General features: G+C 29.9%; 17 protein-coding genes. 1 reads left to right on the top strand and 16 read right to left on the bottom strand.

Annotated features, from left to right (window positions below; translation table 11 throughout):
- Window positions 1–122: 122 nt before the first annotated feature.
- From Q0893_RS12115 to Q0893_RS12105, 3 genes are all read right to left on the bottom strand, one after another.
- Entirely contained in the window at window positions 123–683 is a 561-nt protein-coding gene (locus Q0893_RS12115; RefSeq protein ID WP_298903472.1) for an N-acetyltransferase, read from the bottom strand.
- A 253-nt stretch (window positions 684–936) separates the two neighbouring features.
- Window positions 937–1,785, bottom strand: a complete 849-nt coding sequence (locus Q0893_RS12110; protein ID WP_299275936.1) for a PIG-L family deacetylase — start codon at window positions 1,783–1,785, stop codon at window positions 937–939.
- A gap of 98 nt (window positions 1,786–1,883) precedes the next feature.
- On the bottom strand, window positions 1,884–2,747 hold the full coding sequence (locus Q0893_RS12105) for an alpha/beta hydrolase (protein WP_299275933.1): 864 nt from the start codon (window positions 2,745–2,747) through the stop codon (window positions 1,884–1,886).
- Between the two features lie 73 nt (window positions 2,748–2,820).
- On the opposite strand from Q0893_RS12105, the gene Q0893_RS12100 reads away from it, so the two are divergent.
- Complete coding sequence (locus Q0893_RS12100) at window positions 2,821–3,426, top strand: TetR/AcrR family transcriptional regulator (protein ID WP_299275930.1); 606 nt, start codon at window positions 2,821–2,823, stop codon at window positions 3,424–3,426.
- 171 nt (window positions 3,427–3,597) lie between these two features.
- Here the strand turns inward: Q0893_RS12100 and Q0893_RS12095 are convergent, their stop codons facing one another.
- The 13 genes from Q0893_RS12095 to Q0893_RS12035 all read right to left on the bottom strand — a co-directional run bounded on the left by Q0893_RS12095 (window position 3,598) and on the right by Q0893_RS12035 (window position 15,778).
- Entirely contained in the window at window positions 3,598–4,137 is a 540-nt protein-coding gene (locus tag Q0893_RS12095) for a dihydrofolate reductase family protein (RefSeq protein WP_298903476.1), read from the bottom strand.
- Window positions 4,138–4,334: 197 nt separating this feature from the next.
- Entirely contained in the window at window positions 4,335–5,525 is a 1,191-nt protein-coding gene (locus tag Q0893_RS12090) for an alpha/beta hydrolase-fold protein (protein WP_299275925.1), read from the bottom strand.
- A gap of 331 nt (window positions 5,526–5,856) precedes the next feature.
- A complete protein-coding gene (locus tag Q0893_RS12085) occupies window positions 5,857–6,474 on the bottom strand; it encodes a hypothetical protein (protein WP_299275922.1) in 618 nt (205 codons plus the stop codon).
- Window positions 6,475–6,635: 161 nt separating this feature from the next.
- The gene (locus tag Q0893_RS12080) at window positions 6,636–7,511 is read right to left on the bottom strand and encodes a hypothetical protein (protein WP_299275919.1); all 876 of its coding nucleotides are present in this window, start codon (window positions 7,509–7,511) and stop codon (window positions 6,636–6,638) included.
- A gap of 7 nt (window positions 7,512–7,518) precedes the next feature.
- Complete coding sequence (locus Q0893_RS12075; RefSeq protein WP_299275916.1) at window positions 7,519–7,929, bottom strand: MoaF N-terminal domain-containing protein; 411 nt, start codon at window positions 7,927–7,929, stop codon at window positions 7,519–7,521.
- 97 nt (window positions 7,930–8,026) lie between these two features.
- Window positions 8,027–8,905: a helix-turn-helix domain-containing protein gene (locus Q0893_RS12070; RefSeq protein WP_299275913.1), complete on the bottom strand. Its 879-nt coding sequence runs from the start codon at window positions 8,903–8,905 to the stop codon at window positions 8,027–8,029.
- Window positions 8,906–8,926: 21 nt separating this feature from the next.
- Entirely contained in the window at window positions 8,927–10,027 is a 1,101-nt protein-coding gene (locus tag Q0893_RS12065) for a hypothetical protein (RefSeq protein WP_299275910.1), read from the bottom strand.
- Window positions 10,028–10,189: 162 nt separating this feature from the next.
- Window positions 10,190–11,491, bottom strand: a complete 1,302-nt coding sequence (locus tag Q0893_RS12060) for a M20/M25/M40 family metallo-hydrolase (protein WP_299275907.1) — start codon at window positions 11,489–11,491, stop codon at window positions 10,190–10,192.
- A 76-nt stretch (window positions 11,492–11,567) separates the two neighbouring features.
- The gene (locus Q0893_RS12055; protein WP_299275904.1) at window positions 11,568–12,158 is read right to left on the bottom strand and encodes a Crp/Fnr family transcriptional regulator; all 591 of its coding nucleotides are present in this window, start codon (window positions 12,156–12,158) and stop codon (window positions 11,568–11,570) included.
- Window positions 12,159–12,402: 244 nt separating this feature from the next.
- Window positions 12,403–12,858 (bottom strand): hypothetical protein, encoded by a 456-nt coding sequence (locus Q0893_RS12050; RefSeq protein WP_299275901.1) that lies wholly within the window; start codon window positions 12,856–12,858, stop codon window positions 12,403–12,405.
- Window positions 12,859–13,005: 147 nt separating this feature from the next.
- Window positions 13,006–13,593 (bottom strand): hypothetical protein, encoded by a 588-nt coding sequence (locus tag Q0893_RS12045; RefSeq protein WP_299275898.1) that lies wholly within the window; start codon window positions 13,591–13,593, stop codon window positions 13,006–13,008.
- Between the two features lie 703 nt (window positions 13,594–14,296).
- Entirely contained in the window at window positions 14,297–14,941 is a 645-nt protein-coding gene (locus Q0893_RS12040) for a hypothetical protein (RefSeq protein WP_299275895.1), read from the bottom strand.
- Window positions 14,942–15,121: 180 nt separating this feature from the next.
- Entirely contained in the window at window positions 15,122–15,778 is a 657-nt protein-coding gene (locus tag Q0893_RS12035; RefSeq protein WP_299275892.1) for a hypothetical protein, read from the bottom strand.
- Between the last annotated feature and the right edge of the window lie 122 nt (window positions 15,779–15,900).

Below are 15,900 nucleotides of genomic sequence, written 5' to 3'. Positions count from 1 at the left end.
GTTAGTAAAAGAAAACGAACCAGAGGAAAATCCGTATGATTTTCCTTGCGCCAGTTCGCTTCGCTCGTGTCCGAGTGCATACAGAACGAGCAATTATCTATACATGTTGTTGTGCACTGTATTTATTTTAGTTTTTTTCTCATTACATAATATTGATCATACTCCTTGTGCGTCTTGAAATTGTTTCTTTTATATAATTCTATTGGACCTTTGAAATTACTCGCATTTGATTCTCCTTTCTTTGGATATGATTCAATATAATGATAATCTGTATTTGAATAATCTGTAATAATTTTTTCAAGAATCTTTTGAGATATCCCTTGTCTTCTATAATCGGGATGTATTAAAAAACAAACAATTGAACAAACCTTATCATCAGGGTTATCAATCAAATCATAGTCTCTCAATAACCTTTGATATTTTAATCTATCGTTTACATTACACCATCCAATTGGGTTATTATTTTCAAAAACTAAATAACCTTGCAACTCACTCTCATTGATACGATTAATTATCAAAGAACGGCTAATATCACGTGTACATGTTTCCACATCTCCTAGAAAATGATAGTCATTACAATAGCATTTTGACCAATCAGGATTTTCTTTGTGAATCATATTATCAAAGAGAAACAAGTAATCGTCTTGTAAATCTTTAGTCAAAGGCCTTATTTCAATATCCATTTTATTCGTTTTTTGTTTTTGATATGACGCACAACGTATTTATCTATGGTTTATCTTCGGTGATTATTTTCGTTAGTTCATTTTTGCTGGCATCATTTTTTCAAAACGTCGAGCAAAAATCTACTAGCCTTAATAGTTGATCACGTTGGTTAGGTCTAAATTAGTAAAAGAAAACGAACCAGAGGGAATTCCGAAAGAATTTCTAAGTAGTCTAGAATCAGGCAATTAATTATAGACGTTGTTGGCAAATCGTTTATTCTATAACAGTATAGTATTCTTTGCTAAATGCCTCTGAATGATTTTTTAACTCACCTTTTTTGGCTATCATGTGGAATTTATTCAAAATTTTAAATTGAGATTCATGACAAAGAGCGACGTCATTCTTTATTTTCCAATAATCGGCTATATTAAGCGCAACATCTGGATTTGGAAGACCTTCACTATTTGTTAATTTCTTTGAATAATCATAAGCAGGAATATTACTTAGCATGAAATTTTCTAATTTTTCTGGTAAGCTAAATTGATAAATTTTCTCAAGATAAAGTGTAGAATCACTTTTCTTTTCATGAAATATTTCTTCAGTTAATTGTGCAGATATTCGATGTTCAGGATGACCGTATCCACCAATTTCAGTATCGTATGTTATTAATATTTGAGGTTTGTACCTTTTTATCTTATCTGAAATTATAGCTTTAATGCTGTCTTTTTTGTCATACCAAAATGAAATGTTATCATTCATTATATCATCCCATTTGTTAATAATTAGACCCGCTATTTCTAACTTTTCGACACCCATTTTAGTTGCCGAACAATTTAATTCTTCAATTCTAGTTTCATTTATTTTGGTTTCTGAGCTGTGCCCTAGAGTTAACATATGGATTTTCGCTCCTTTCGATTTCAGATAAGAAGTAAGTCCAACACAAGTAATCTCGTCATCCGCATGAGGAAAAATAAGTAGAACACGTGTGTTTTTATCTGCCGAGATTTCTAAATTTTTAATGGAATGATCTTGAAAGGAAGCGATTTTTTTATAATTAACTTGGTTGTTATTACAACTGACAAGGATTAATGATAATAATAAAAAATAAAATTTGTAATTCATGATATTTTCAACTGTTTGTCAACGTATTCGTTGTGGTTATTTATGCAAAAACCCTCAAGCTATTTTCGGCTAGATTCACTGTTATAACACCTTAATATTTAGTTGATCCATTCCTCTATTTTTTGTTGAATAATAGGATACGTATCTTTAGAGGGCATGTGTTTTGAATTTTTTAAAATATGGACTTCTTTTAAATTTGAGAACAGCTCCCTACACCTTCGCGCAATTTTTTCACCAGGAAAATAAACGTCATTTTTAGCTGCAATTACATAAACAGGTGCTGTAAAATTTTCAACGTCTTTAGTTTTTAGCAGTTTAGGTAGTCTTGTGTCTAATTTTACACCTTTCATGATTAAACTCAACATTTGATATAAAAAATCATTTTCAACAGGAACAAATGCGCTTAAAAAAGATTTTAAATGCTTCTCTTTTTTAGTGATTTTCCATCTAATTAATGGAAAGGTTAATTTTTTTGTTGACTTCCAAACATTTCCATTAACAATTCCACTTGGAACTACAAGAATGCATTTTTCTATTCGTTGAGGTTTGTGGACAATTATTTTTCCAACTATAAAAGCACCATATGATATACCGATAACATTTGCTTTTTGTATTTCTAACTTTTCCAATGCTTCATCTGCCCAAAGCGCAAAAGAATCGTCATTAATATTGATGATTGACTCTTCGCTTTTGGTTGCCTGTCCGACAGTTTCAATAACATAAAAACAATAGTTGTTTAATATGTCTTTTATTGCTTCTAAAGTAATCGGTGATCCTGCATTATAACCATGAAACATTACAATTTGTTTTCCACTATAGTTGCCTGCTTTTACAACTCTTGTTCTTCCAAATTTTGTGTCAATATCTATGTTTTCAAAATCAATTTGCAAATCTTTTAATTTTTTATCATAAAGATTCATTAAATCAATTTTTGCTTGATTATTCTTGTATATTGATTTCACTTTGAATATATTTTAAAGCAAAGATATCTAAATAATTTTAAAATTAGTCCAAATGACCTAATTTTATGTAATAATGAAGACAAAAGACAAGATTAAGAATATATCTAGAGAACTTTTTAATATAAAAGGGTTTAAAAACGTAACGTTAAGAGAAGTCGCTACAGAACTTTCTATTAGCTATGGTAATGTTACCTATCATTTCGAAACGAAAAATCAATTAATACTTAGTTTATATGAAGATATGCTAAAAGAAACGGTGGAAATTATTAAGACTTTTGATTTCGGTAATTTATTGAAAAGCATACTTGACGCGCCAAAAATCACTTTTGAAATCTCATTAAAATATTTATTTTTCTATGTTGATTTTATTGAAATTAAGAGAAGTTATTCAGCTCTTTCTTTAAAGATAGAACAAGATAATAATGCTAGAAAAAATGGATATTTAAACATATTAAAACAGCTACAAGTTCAAAATTTATTGAGAAAAGAACTAACCGACAACGATTTAGATTATTTAATGGATTTAAGTGGTGCGATGCGTACTTTTTTCTTTATGAACCTTAATGCTGATGATTTTCTAAATCCAAATTTAAAAAACAAATACGTAGTTTATGTAAATAATTTGATCTTCCCGTATTTAACTGAAGACGGAATGAAAAAGTACAAATGCTATAAATAAAATTTTTGTTTTAATTTTAATTCAAATGTTTACCAACGTGTTTGTGTATGATTTCGTTGCGTTGGCTAGAACTAATTTAGCAAAAGAAAACGAACCAGAGGAAAATTCGTAGGATTTTCCGAGTAGGCAATAACCGAGCAATTGATTGTAAACGTTGTTGGCATTTCGTATTTATTTATTTCGTTTATAATGACTTTGTGTTACTTGATTCAAATATGTTCTAGTTTCAACCAGTTCGAAATTCAATTGGTTTGGAAGTTCAGAGAATAAAGAAGATCCACCACCTAATAAAACAGGAATCGTTGTAAGCACCATTTCGTCAATTAAGTCTTCTTTCAGAAAGTTTCTTATTGTAGTTCCTCCGTCAATGTACAATCTGTTAAAACCTTTTTCGTGAATATGTTCTAAAATTTCTATTAAAGTTCCCTTAACTAAAAACGCTTTTCCTTTATGACTTTCAGGTATCTCACTTAATTTGTTACTTAATACGAATACAGGTTTATCGTAAGGCCAATCGACATCAAATCCACACACAGTTTCAAACGTTGTTCTTCCCATAACAAGTGCATCAATATCGTTATTGAATTCTACGTATCCCATATCATCCATATTAGGATTTGGTATTGTATGAAGCCAATCTATTCCGCCATTTTTGTCAGCGATGAATCCATCTAAACTTGTTGCGATAAATACACTATTTTTTTTGTTCATTTTTTTCTTTCGTGTTCTTTGTCAATATGAATGCCAACGTGTTTGTGTATGAGTAGTAGCGAATTTATTTGCGATACTTTTCGGAAAGTAAATTACAAAATAAAAAAGAATAGCGACTTGAATATAAACTCAAATCGCTATAACTTATACACGTTGTTGGCTCTTATTATTATTATTATTATTATTATTATTATTATTTAGTTAGATTTATTTTTAAATAATTTTTCAGCCTTTCTGTAATACATAGAAGCTTTTTTATTATTCAGAAGTGATTTATAATTATCTCCTAATCCTATGAGTGGTAATTCTGAATTAGGATATTTATCTGCTAGGAGACTAAATATCTCTATGGACTTATCGTATTGTTTATTTTCTAAATAGTATTCTGCAATTAAACAAGAACGATTTATTCTTATTCTTTCAAGAAACCCTGTTTCTTTAAACTCATTTATAAATATGTCAAATTGATTATAGTCTTTTGCTCTTATCGCGTTTCTTGTTAAACTAAACATTGTCCAATCGGAAAGGTTACTTGAAAACCCATAATCTAAAGCTCTTTTTTTGTAATACTCATTAACATAATTTAGTCCACCTGCTTTTGTAAATTCTTCAAGACTATTGAATTGTAATTCTGGATAGTAGCCATAAAACTTTTTTAAACCGAAATAAATAGTTGAATAAGGTGTAGAAAGATGCTCTTCATTTTCTAATTCTTTATAATTCCAATTCAGTGTTTTAGGAGCTTTCAATTTTAGCAAACTATCCAATTTTTTGGTTCCAATATTAACTTGGTTTTCATATGGACTTACTGAAAAATATAACATGTTGTTAATTCTCGGATTATTTGAAAGAAAATTATCTAGTTCTTCAATTTTATTGTCCAAAGGAAAAGGGCTGGCGGCAAGATAAGCATCAAAAAGATCTGGTTTATCCATCATTGTCTGAACTACAAAACTTCCACCATATTCCCAACCAAATAATATACGTTTATCAGAAGTTCGATAACTATTGTCAATATAAGAAATGACTTCTTCTTCGATAAATTTTAAGAATCTTTTTTCTATATCAATAAAATGCCCAAATCTATCAGGATATTTGTTTGTAATTCCTACAATAATAAATTCTGGTGTCAGTTGAAAATGAGTATTAGATTTTAAAAGGCTTACTCCAAAAGGAAATAACCTTTGACCATCTAAGATGTATAATACTGGGTACTTTTTATCTGTTGTTTTATAACTTTCAGGGACAAATACTTGAATTTGTCGATCTTCATTTAAACTTTTTGAATGAATTGTATAATTAACCCCTAAATTATTTACTGTTTGTGCATATATATTTGTGCAGAAATAGCATATAGAAAAAAATATACATAGTTTTTTTATTGTCATTTCAACTAGGCTTTAAATTAAATTCAAATCTATGTCATTTAGTAAGCACAAGTAGTTAAATTATTAATAAAATTGTCGTAGTAAGTATGAATTTATAATAAGTGCCAACGTGTTCGTGTATGGTTTACCTTCGGTGATTATTTTCCCTAGTTCGTTTTTGCTAGCGTCATTTTTTCAAAATGTCGAGCAAAAATCTACTAGCTTTAATAGTTGATCGTGTAGGCTAGGACTAATTTAGTAAACAAAAACGAACCAGAGGAAAATCCGTAGGATTTTCCGAGTAATTCTGGAACCAGCTATTAACTATACACGTTGTTAGGTGCTTTTATTTTTATTCAATTTTTCTTAGTTTAAATCCTATCGATGCACATCTTAAAGTATATGATGCTGAATCTCCTTGGATTTCTTCACCTCGACATTTGTCAATATAATAATCAAATGGTTCAAGTTCGAATTGTTGAAATATATTCGTGATTTCAGTTAAATATTCTGATTTATACGCATTTGGTGAAACCGTTTTCATTGAATTGACTTTTCCATCTCTCTGAATCATTTCTGATTGAATCTCGGATACCGAAGCAATATTAGACAACAGTTCATAGTTTAAAGGTTGAATCATTACCTTCTTTAATTCTCTTAAATCAATTTCTTCTGAGATTGTAGTAAGTGTCATTTTGATTTTATTCAATTGGCTATTATAACTTGATGATTTTTCAAGTCTAATTCCCAAATTTTCTTTAGATGCATATATCTTAAAGTCCGAAGAATCAATTTTGAACTCTTTTGATTCATTGTTATTTGGCCAAATTTGCTCAATATTTGAATTTGGTTCTGAAGCGGTCTCTGTTGTCACTTCATTTTGAGATGTTTTCTGATCAGAATTACATGCGAATATTAAAAAAATCATTGCTCCAATAATAACAAAAATCAAATTCTTTTTATTCAGCATATTATATTCCATTTATAATTGCACCTAACGTGTTCGTGTATGAGTAGTAGCGAGTTTAAATGCGTTACTTTTCGGAAAGGAAAATACAAAATAAAAAAGAATAGCGACTTGAATTAAGATTCAAATCGCTATTACTTATACACGTTGTTGTAGGTAGTATTTTAAAAATTAAATTTTCCGTTGCTATTTTTCCTCTCAGCTTCTGGTAAAATAGACTCCATAACATCCCAATGCTCAACTATTTTTCCATTATCCACACGAAATAAATCGTAGTATGATGTTGGTGTTCCAGCAAAAGCGCCTTCGCTTATTGCTAACACAAAATTACCTTCACCTAATACTTTATGAATAGTAGTATATCCCATTGATATACCTTGTTTAGCCATTCCTTCTAATGCTTGACCCAATCCTGATAAACCGTCACCAATTACAGAATTATGTTGAATATAGTTTTCTTTGCCTTCTTCAATAAAATTTCCAATTTTATCCATCTCGCCTTTCATTAATATTGTTGAAATGAAATCTTTTACTAAAGCCTTGTTAGCTTCTGTTTCATCTAAATCTTTTAGTTCTGTTGTCCCATCTGCTTGTGAATGACCACTTGGATTAGGAGGTGTTACATCACCTAAATTATCCCAATGTTCTACTATTAAGCCATTTTCAAATTTAAATACATCGAAACCTATTTTTGGACCAAAGAAATCATATATGGTATGCAAGAATACATAATCTCCATCTTGAAATGCTCTTACTACATTTGCTTTAAAACCACCTTCTGGTGCATTCTCCATAATTGCCCCAAAACCAGCCAAACCATCTCCTATTGCTAAATTGTGTTGAACATATTTGTTCGGATTAATATAACTTACAGGTTGAGAGTCTCCTGTTTCAAAACTTCTTAATAGTGCTATTGCTTTTTCTTTATTTGATAGTTCCATTTTTTCTTGATTTTTAGTTGTTTGTTCTTCTTTTTTCTGTTCTGTTTTGCATGCGCTAAAAGTTAAAATTATGATGCATGCTGCTAACGCTGATTTCATTTTTAATCTATTTAATTAATGTAAGTGGTCCATTTAAATGGTAAAAAGTCCCTTCCTCATCTGGTATTGCAATGTTAGTATGTGCAATTTCATTTTCAAAATCTTCTACGTGCACTATTCTGTTACCACTTTCTTCTTTCCAGTATATCATATAAACGTTAGGCCTGATTTCTACCATTGTAATGTCCTCTGTATGTGGCTGTTTGTCATCACCCTGTAAAGGTGTCCATGTCATTTTAGTTTCTGAATGAAAATTAAGCTCAAACACAAAACCTTCTCCGAAGTTTACTTTGAACTTGTTCCCGATTACTTGAATTTTTTTTGCTTCCATTTTTTCTACTTTTTTAGTGTTGCTTTTATTTTTGGTATTACATGCTACTGTGATTAATACCAATAAAATAATAGTTAAAGATCTCATGCCTTTTGGTTTTAATTACACTGCAAATTTAAAGGAGGAAAGAAAAGATGTGTATGTTAATTTCAGATAAAAATAGGTTAATATCGAACCTGTAAATCTATTTGTGTAGTTTTTTGAACTTATTTGGGGTTAATCTTGTGTGTTTTTTAAAGTACTTTACAAAATTACTTGATTCATCGAATCCCATTGAGTATGCAAGCTCTGTACTTTTAATAGAGGAGTTAATAAGATTTCTTTTAGCTTCAAGAATGATAAATCCATCGATAAATTGCTTTGCTGTTTGATTTATAACTTCTTTGCAAATAGAGTTTAAATGCTTGTATGTTATATGTAGTTGAGAAGCATAGAAATCTGCGTTTCTGCTTTTGTGGTAATCTCTTTCTAGCAAAGTCTTAAAATTCAAAAATGTCTTTAGTTTGTCAGAATCTTTTAAATAAAATGTTTGGTATTGTTTTAATGATTCGAGTTTAGAAAAAATAATGCTGTATAAATTGTTAATAATATTTTTTCTATTAAATGTACCTTCTTCTTTATAAAACTCGTGAAAGAGAAAACGAATATAATCACCTACATTTGAATTATCGGGAATTTGTACTTTGGGAGAAAATAAATGAGAAGTAAACAATCTTATAATTGTATCATTTGGCAATTTATTTAATTGAGCATTAAAATACTCTTCTGTAAAAAGTAACATAAACCCTTTCATCTCTTTTTTAAAGTGGAATGCATTTATTTGCCCTTTGGTTAAATAAATAACAGTGTTTTCTTTTACTTCATGCCAAACAAAATCTACAAGATGTTTTGACTTTCCATTAGTAAAGAAAATTAACATATAAAATTCTAACTGATGAGCTTTTTCAGGATTATGGTCTAACTGTGTTTTTCTTTCAATTAAGTTTTCGATAGGAAATATTTCTATCCCTTTTATCTCTGGAAATTTTGATTCAAATGAAATATGAGGAATTTTCTTAGTCATATTAACTATACACGATGTTAGTTACCGTATTTTTGACTTTTCAAATGGTCTTTTATCTGAAGTAGTCATTTGATATTGTTCCAAGGCCTCTTCCAGAGTAAGATCTGTTGGCATATTTTCAATGAATGTCATAACTGATGTAAATATGAACGGAATGTTGCTTCTCGAAATAAAATCAGATTTTGTTGCAATGTCATCTAATTGATCAGCATTCCATTTTTTTCTTATTTCATTAGCATGCTCATATTTTTCCTTATTCAAATTTACAAGCCATATTTTGTTATTTAAAGAATCTGGCAACAAGTTATGTCTATATTGCCAAGTTGAGTAAACTTCAAAATCTCTTTTGTCTTTATCATTTTGAAAATGCAGATAAGAGATTGCTTGTTCAGGATCAAATCGTCCCTCATTTACTGCCTTACAAAGAATTGGTTCAAGATCAATTATGTTTTTATTGCTGCTTCTTCTTTGAGATGTATGAACTAAAACCACATCATGATTTTGCCCTCTTAAGGATTTTTTAAAACCGAGCTCTATCTGAGAAGGGAAGCCAATAGAATCAGTTATTGAAAGTATCCTGTTCATATTTATTATTCGATTAGCTTGAATAGTGTCATCATGAGTATCATACATTGGTCTGAATAATTGATCTCTTTCCCAAATTGATTTGAATTCATTCCTTAATCTTGAGTCATATTCAGTCGTCCTTTTCTCTATAAAAGAATTCCAAAGGTTTTCATCTATATATGTGTTGACAAAAATTGACTTTAGCAAACTTAAATCATCAGAATTATTTATAAGTAGTTGCAGATTTATATTCCTTTCATCTAAATTATTAGAGAGTTGATTTGAAAGTGCAGCATTATAAACATCATGACCAAAAGGTTTTTTAATTTCTCTAAATGCCAATGAATAATATTTTGAAGCTTTTTCAAAATTACCGTCACAAATTTCAATTTCAGCTTTATTAGTTAGAATGTGATATTTAGTAATTGCTTCATTATTGTAGTTGCATTTCGTTAATTCAGTGATGACAGATTTTTCAGACTTAATATTCGTCTCATTACTGTTTTTACAACCTACTTGAATTGTCAGAATAATTATAATGATTGTTCTTCTCATTTTTTAAATTTTATGGTGACTAACGTGTTCGTGTATGATTTCGTTGCGTGTTTCAGCAACTAATTTAGCAAATACAAACCGAATAGAAAATCCGCGAGGATTTTCGTATGTAAGCCTGTACTAGCAATGAATTATACACGTTGTTGGCAACTGGCTTTTTCTTTAATCAAAAAGCCTTTCTATTATCAATGAAGAAAAGTAGTTAACACCAGTTTTGATACAGTTTTCGTCAATTTTAAAATTAGGTAGATGTGGCATTGAAATGATTCCTTTTTCAAAATTTGAACCTCCTAAATAAAAATAGACTCCAGGTACATGCTCTTGAAAATAAGCAAAATCATCACCTCGATAATCAGGCATTTCTCCATATAGCAGGATGATATTTTCTGCACCGAAAGTTTTAGAGATATGTGCTAAAGATTTTTCAGTAAGATTTTTATCATTGTATAGGTTTGCTCGTTGGTAAGAATAAACAACATCGATTAATTTTCGAGCATACTTGGAATGATTTATTTTATCTTTCAACTGCGGTATTACAGAGTTTATCTTGTCCTTTGTACTTGCTCCAAAATATGCTGAAATAGTTACTTCTTTCTTGGTTTCAGTAACTTTAAAACTTCTTTCATTTACAAAAAGAAAATCTTTAAAAATAGTATTAGGGCTTGCCAATCCAATGTTAGGATCTCCTAAATTATTAGGATTCCAAAACTTACTATCTGGGGCTACATTTTGAAGTTCCATAATAAGTTTTTTACTATAATTTATAATTGCTTCATTTTTATTTGAATTTTTGAAGGAAATAGTAACTGTTTTATAATCAGCAAACATCCACTCTGGTTTTGTCGAGATTATATTTGTTGGCATAGGGCCAATATGTGAACCATAAATTTCATCCGGATTAATAATATCAAATAAACCATCATCAATCATGGCCTTTGCTCCCGTATAAGATTCCTCAGCTGGTTGAAAAATAAAATATACTTTTCCTGACAATTGTTCTTTTTGGCTCATTAATACGTTTGCAATACCAAGTGCGACAGTCATGTTTACATCATGTCCACATATATGATGTGCCTTACTGTCATTTGATGCATTTTTTTCAGAATTATGATGAACCGATACAGCGTCCATATCTGCTCTCCATGCAATGTTTTTTCCTTTTTTACCTGTATCCAAAATACCTACAACACCATAACCACCAATTCCAGTTTTTACTTCTAGACCTAATGATAATAAGTGTTTAGCTATTTTTTCTGAAGTTCCTATTTCTTTTCCGGATACTTCAGGATTTTTATGTAAATCTTGACGTATTTTTACTAGACTATCAAAAATTATGTCTGTTTTTTCCTGAATATTTTTATGAAAAACCTCTGTTTTATTAATACTTTGACCACATGAAACTAGAGTGAAAAATAGGAATGATAGTATTAAAATAAACTTACTATTTGCTTTTTTTGAAATCATTTAATAATATTTTTGAATTTGATAAAGCAAAGGTGGAACTTTAAATTAATAAGTACCTGTCACATTTGTGACATATTTATTTTTTGGTAAGTTTACTTCTAATTCTACTTAAAGATTGTCTTTCTATACCTAAATGTGATGCTAAATGAGATAAACTAATTCTGTTGATGATGTCTTTGTTTTGCTGAATAAAATCAAGATACCTTTCCTCAGCATTTTTGAATAAAAAACTTTCTACTCTATCGGTTTGTACAGTCAAAACATATTCAGCTATCAATCTACCATACATTTCACTAAGTTTAAATTTGTCATATCCTTCTTGAATTTTATCATAAGGCAACTTTATAATTATTGATGGTTCAAGGCATTCAATAAAGTATTTTGAGGGAATTTGTCTTATAAAAGCTGGGTAATCGGTTGCATACTTATTTTCATTTATAAATCCAGTTGTTATTTTATTTCCTTTTTCATTTATGTAATATCTTCTCAAGAGCCCTTTGCATATAAACCCGATCTCTTTCTGAACTTCTCCACTTTTAAATAAAAAGCCCTTTTTAGAATATTCTTCTATTGTAAGATATGATTTTAAAAAAACTATCTCTTCTGAATTTAAATCAGGGAATAACTCGATATAAGATTCAATGTATTTTTTAAAGTCTTGTTTCACAATGTTTTTGTGCTTGTTGCCAACGTGTTCGTGTATGGTTTACCTTCGGTGATTATTTTCCCTAGTTCGTTTTTGCTGGCGTCATTTTTTCAAAATGTCGAGCAAAAATCTACTAGCTTTAATAGTTGATCGCGTTGGTAAGAACTAAGTTAGCAAAAGAAAACGAACCAGAGGAAAATCCGTAAGATTTTCCGAGTACACACAGACCGAACAATTGACTATACACGTTGTTACCTACAGTATTTTATTCCTCAAATAATTCCTTCGGTACTCCGTAACTTGCAGCATACATTAATCCTTTTCCGCTCTTTTTGAATTCTGAGAATGCTTTTCTATACCAATTCGGATTTGTAGCCAAGCTATTATATTCTTCAGCAACTTTTACTCCGTAATAATCTCCGTCAAACCAAGGTTCGATTCCATAAATTGCTATTCCGTTTTTTTCGATTCGGTTGAGTACAATTTCAAAATCTGATTCTGAGAAATAATATATAGATTCAGCGTCGAATCCGTCATTAAGGTTTTTCAATCCGTTAAATATGTTTTTTTTTAAGAATTCATATTCTTTTTCTTGATCTTCCTCACTATAATCTGCTAATTCCAATTTTGCTTGTTCAAAAGTTAAAGGTTCGGTTTTCTTTTTATCGTTACAACACAATATTGAAAAGGCTATTAATATTAAAAGAAGTGATTTTCTCATATTGTAGGTAACGTTGTTGTGTATGGTTAGTTGCGTGTTTGAGCAACTAATTTAGTAAACAAAAACGAACCAGAGGAAAATCCGTAGGATTTTCCGAGTACACACAGAACTAGCAATTAAATATACACGTTGTTACCTGTAGTTATTTCATTGCACTATTTCTGTGTATTGAATTGGAATTGCTTGTCTAATTTCTCTCCATTTTGTAATATCATCTTCTTCAGACGAATTTATTAATTCCATTAGGTTCTTATCAAATTTCTTTATTGAAAACTCATTTCGAGCTTTATTGTATGCGGAATAAATACTTTTTCTAATATTGCGATACTTTTCATACTCCAATTTTTCATTAAACTTAGCCAGAATAATCAGGTTTTTATTAACTATCACTTTTCCAGAAAGCTCAAATTCTTTTTCAATTGTAATTGGCATTTTTTCGTTTTCAGGACTTGGAATTATATATTTTAGAAGTTCCGTAGTAATTAAACTGTCTTCAACAAAACTATCCTCAATTGTTACCATTCCATCTTTATTTGTATTAATAATTACAATGTTTCTTTCCTTAATGATAAACGGATCAGATTCAGATCTAAAATTGTTCATATAATTATCAAATCCGTATTCGAATTCGATTACTTTGTAATCAGTTTCTATCAATGTTTCAAGTTCTTTTTTACATGATAAAGCAGTAAACATTAGAATCAGAGATAATATCTTAAGAGAGATTTTTGTCATAATTACAGGTAACGTGTTCGTATATGAAATGTAGCGACTACAAAGTCATATACTTCTGAGTTTTAGTTTGATCTTATAAATAAACAAAAATAATTGATCAAAAAATAGCCTAGCTATATTTTATATGCGCTGTTGTGTTTAGTAATTTGGAGATTTCTTTGGGAAATATCCCAAATTGCGTAGGAATGACAGACGCTACATGGGCAAGATCTTTCCGCGTATTGATGGTTTTAAAATCATGTACTATATCATTAGATATGGTTCGTTATTTTTAAAGCAAGCTAGCGTCTTTGTTGCGCAAAGTAATTCCGTGCTTTAAAATAATAACAACTTGATTTACTTGACTTTGTAAAAATTTTAGACTACCTTTTTCAAGCTTTAATGCGAATCAAAATTCGTATGTGAGAGTAAAACTCTCATCCGATTTTAATCGAAAGCTTGAGTGGAAAAAATCTTGTGGTAAAGTCAACTATGGCGTATGAGTTTTAGAGAACTGACCTTCGTCTACAAATTTCGATACTTGCAATCAATACGGGGAAGTCCCAGAAGTCTGGCATTATTAATCACAACGTGTTCGTGTATGGTTTGTTACGATGGCTAGGTCTAAGATAGCAAAAGAGAACGAACCATTAGGGAAATCCGCAGGATTTTCCGAGTGCAAGCTGTACTAGTAATTGACTATACACGTTGTTGTGGGTAGTTTTTATTCATTGTAAGGATCCATTATGTTGTTCGCTTGATGGCCTTCCTTTCTGTCTTTATCCATTTGTTCTGGATTAATAAAAGCAACTATTTCATTGGAAACAATTGTTCTATCTTCAAATTCCAATTTGTAGCGAAGCTTTGTTTTGAAACTTCCCTTAAATACTGGTTGAACAAATTCCCAATACTCGTCTGTACCAAGAGTTATAGTATGATAACTATTTCCGCACCAACTTGAAGGTAAATAAGTGATTTCTGTCCATATTCCGATATGAGATTTAATCTCTGTTTTTATATCAAGCCGACTGTCTTGTGCTGATAAGTCAATATTTTTGTCAGTAGTGTTGATTAAATAAAGAGTATGTCCAATATATGTTTCATATACTTTTTGAAGTTCGATTTCGCTCAAATAAAGTCCGAATAAATCTTTTTCAAACTTTCCTTTATTAGACTTAGGTATATTCTCCGAATGAGCTTCACCATTTGATTCTTTAGCGTTTTTTTGACTGCTAAATGCATAGCAATTACCTCTTAATTGAAAATCAATATCTAAACTGTCCAAATTTTTTAGAGTGTCAGAATCAATTTTAGGTTTTCCATTAAATGCAATTCCATTCGATATGTTCACTTTTTCTTGGCATCGCATAAAACAAATTATTCCAACTGTCAGAAACATCAATTTTAGTATTCTTTTCATATCGAGTGTAAATTACCCACAACGTGTTTGTGTATGGTTAGTTGCGTGTTTCAGCAACTAATTTAGTAAACAAAAACGAACGATAGAAAATTCCGAAGGAATTTTCCAAATAAGCACTTGCCAGAGCAATTAATTATACACATTGTTAGGCAACGTTTTTTCGGGTATTAATTCAGAACTAACATAAAATTCAGCAAGATACTTTGGCATATTAAATATTCTCATTAAATCTTCAATTCCATCTGCATCATTATAAATCCAAGCTCCATCATGGTCGCCTAAATCTAATTCTTCTACGTCAATAGTTATAGGAATTAATTCGCCGTTGTCATTGTAGTAACATTCAAATAACGAATCATTTGCTCTAATTGATTTATCATAATAGTATTTAGAAGTTCCATTCCAGTATGGAATTTCACTTTCAATATCATCAGTAAAACTTGAAACTATTACATTATTTTCATTGTCATAAACTAAATTAATAATAGTTTCTAAAATTTTATTGCTGTTATAGTGATATAACTTTTCATGTCTAAAATCCCCTAAATATTCTCTCTGTCCTATAGCAATTTTTATTTCCTGTAAACCTACATTGTTGAGTATTTCGATTCGACTTTTATTGCTTTCGTTGAAAATGATATACTCGTTGAGTTTTTCATTTTTATAAATTTCTCGAGTTTTATATTTCCCTTGAATATCATTTGGTTCAGAATAGTATTCATCCACTGGCAATTCTATTTCTTTAATTATCGCTTCATACTCATTTTTATAAATTATTTTCTTCATTAGAATTTATGTTGATAATTTAATTTGGTTGTGCTGAAATGTTGCCTAACGTGTTTGTGTATGATTAGTGGCGTGTTTAAGTAACTAATTTAGCAAATAAAAACCGAATAGAAAATCCGCGA

The sequence above is a fragment of the uncultured Psychroserpens sp. genome, assembly GCF_947494225.1.
Lineage (GTDB): Bacteria > Bacteroidota > Bacteroidia > Flavobacteriales > Flavobacteriaceae > Psychroserpens.
Note: the sequence above shows the minus strand (reverse complement) of the source record. Positions and strands in the feature narration are given on the sequence as shown.

Excerpts from the sequence above, each read along its gene's own strand:
- Q0893_RS12115 (WP_298903472.1), bottom strand. The coding sequence starts at position 683 with ATGGATATTGAAATAAGGCCTTTGACTAAAGATTTACAAGACGATTAC.
- Q0893_RS12110 (WP_299275936.1), bottom strand. The coding sequence starts at position 1,785 with ATGAATTACAAATTTTATTTTTTATTATTATCATTAATCCTTGTCAGT.
- Q0893_RS12100 (WP_299275930.1), top strand. The coding sequence starts at position 2,821 with ATGAAGACAAAAGACAAGATTAAGAATATATCTAGAGAACTTTTTAAT.
- Q0893_RS12095 (WP_298903476.1), bottom strand. The coding sequence starts at position 4,137 with ATGAACAAAAAAAATAGTGTATTTATCGCAACAAGTTTAGATGGATTC.
- Q0893_RS12090 (WP_299275925.1), bottom strand. The coding sequence starts at position 5,525 with ATGACAATAAAAAAACTATGTATATTTTTTTCTATATGCTATTTCTGC.
- Q0893_RS12085 (WP_299275922.1), bottom strand. The coding sequence starts at position 6,474 with ATGCTGAATAAAAAGAATTTGATTTTTGTTATTATTGGAGCAATGATT.
- Q0893_RS12080 (WP_299275919.1), bottom strand. The coding sequence starts at position 7,511 with ATGAAATCAGCGTTAGCAGCATGCATCATAATTTTAACTTTTAGCGCA.
- Q0893_RS12075 (WP_299275916.1), bottom strand. The coding sequence starts at position 7,929 with ATGAGATCTTTAACTATTATTTTATTGGTATTAATCACAGTAGCATGT.
- Q0893_RS12070 (WP_299275913.1), bottom strand. The coding sequence starts at position 8,905 with ATGACTAAGAAAATTCCTCATATTTCATTTGAATCAAAATTTCCAGAG.
- Q0893_RS12065 (WP_299275910.1), bottom strand. The coding sequence starts at position 10,027 with ATGAGAAGAACAATCATTATAATTATTCTGACAATTCAAGTAGGTTGT.
- Q0893_RS12060 (WP_299275907.1), bottom strand. The coding sequence starts at position 11,491 with ATGATTTCAAAAAAAGCAAATAGTAAGTTTATTTTAATACTATCATTC.
- Q0893_RS12050 (WP_299275901.1), bottom strand. The coding sequence starts at position 12,858 with ATGAGAAAATCACTTCTTTTAATATTAATAGCCTTTTCAATATTGTGT.
- Q0893_RS12045 (WP_299275898.1), bottom strand. The coding sequence starts at position 13,593 with ATGACAAAAATCTCTCTTAAGATATTATCTCTGATTCTAATGTTTACT.
- Q0893_RS12040 (WP_299275895.1), bottom strand. The coding sequence starts at position 14,941 with ATGCGATGCCAAGAAAAAGTGAACATATCGAATGGAATTGCATTTAAT.
- Q0893_RS12035 (WP_299275892.1), bottom strand. The coding sequence starts at position 15,778 with ATGAAGAAAATAATTTATAAAAATGAGTATGAAGCGATAATTAAAGAA.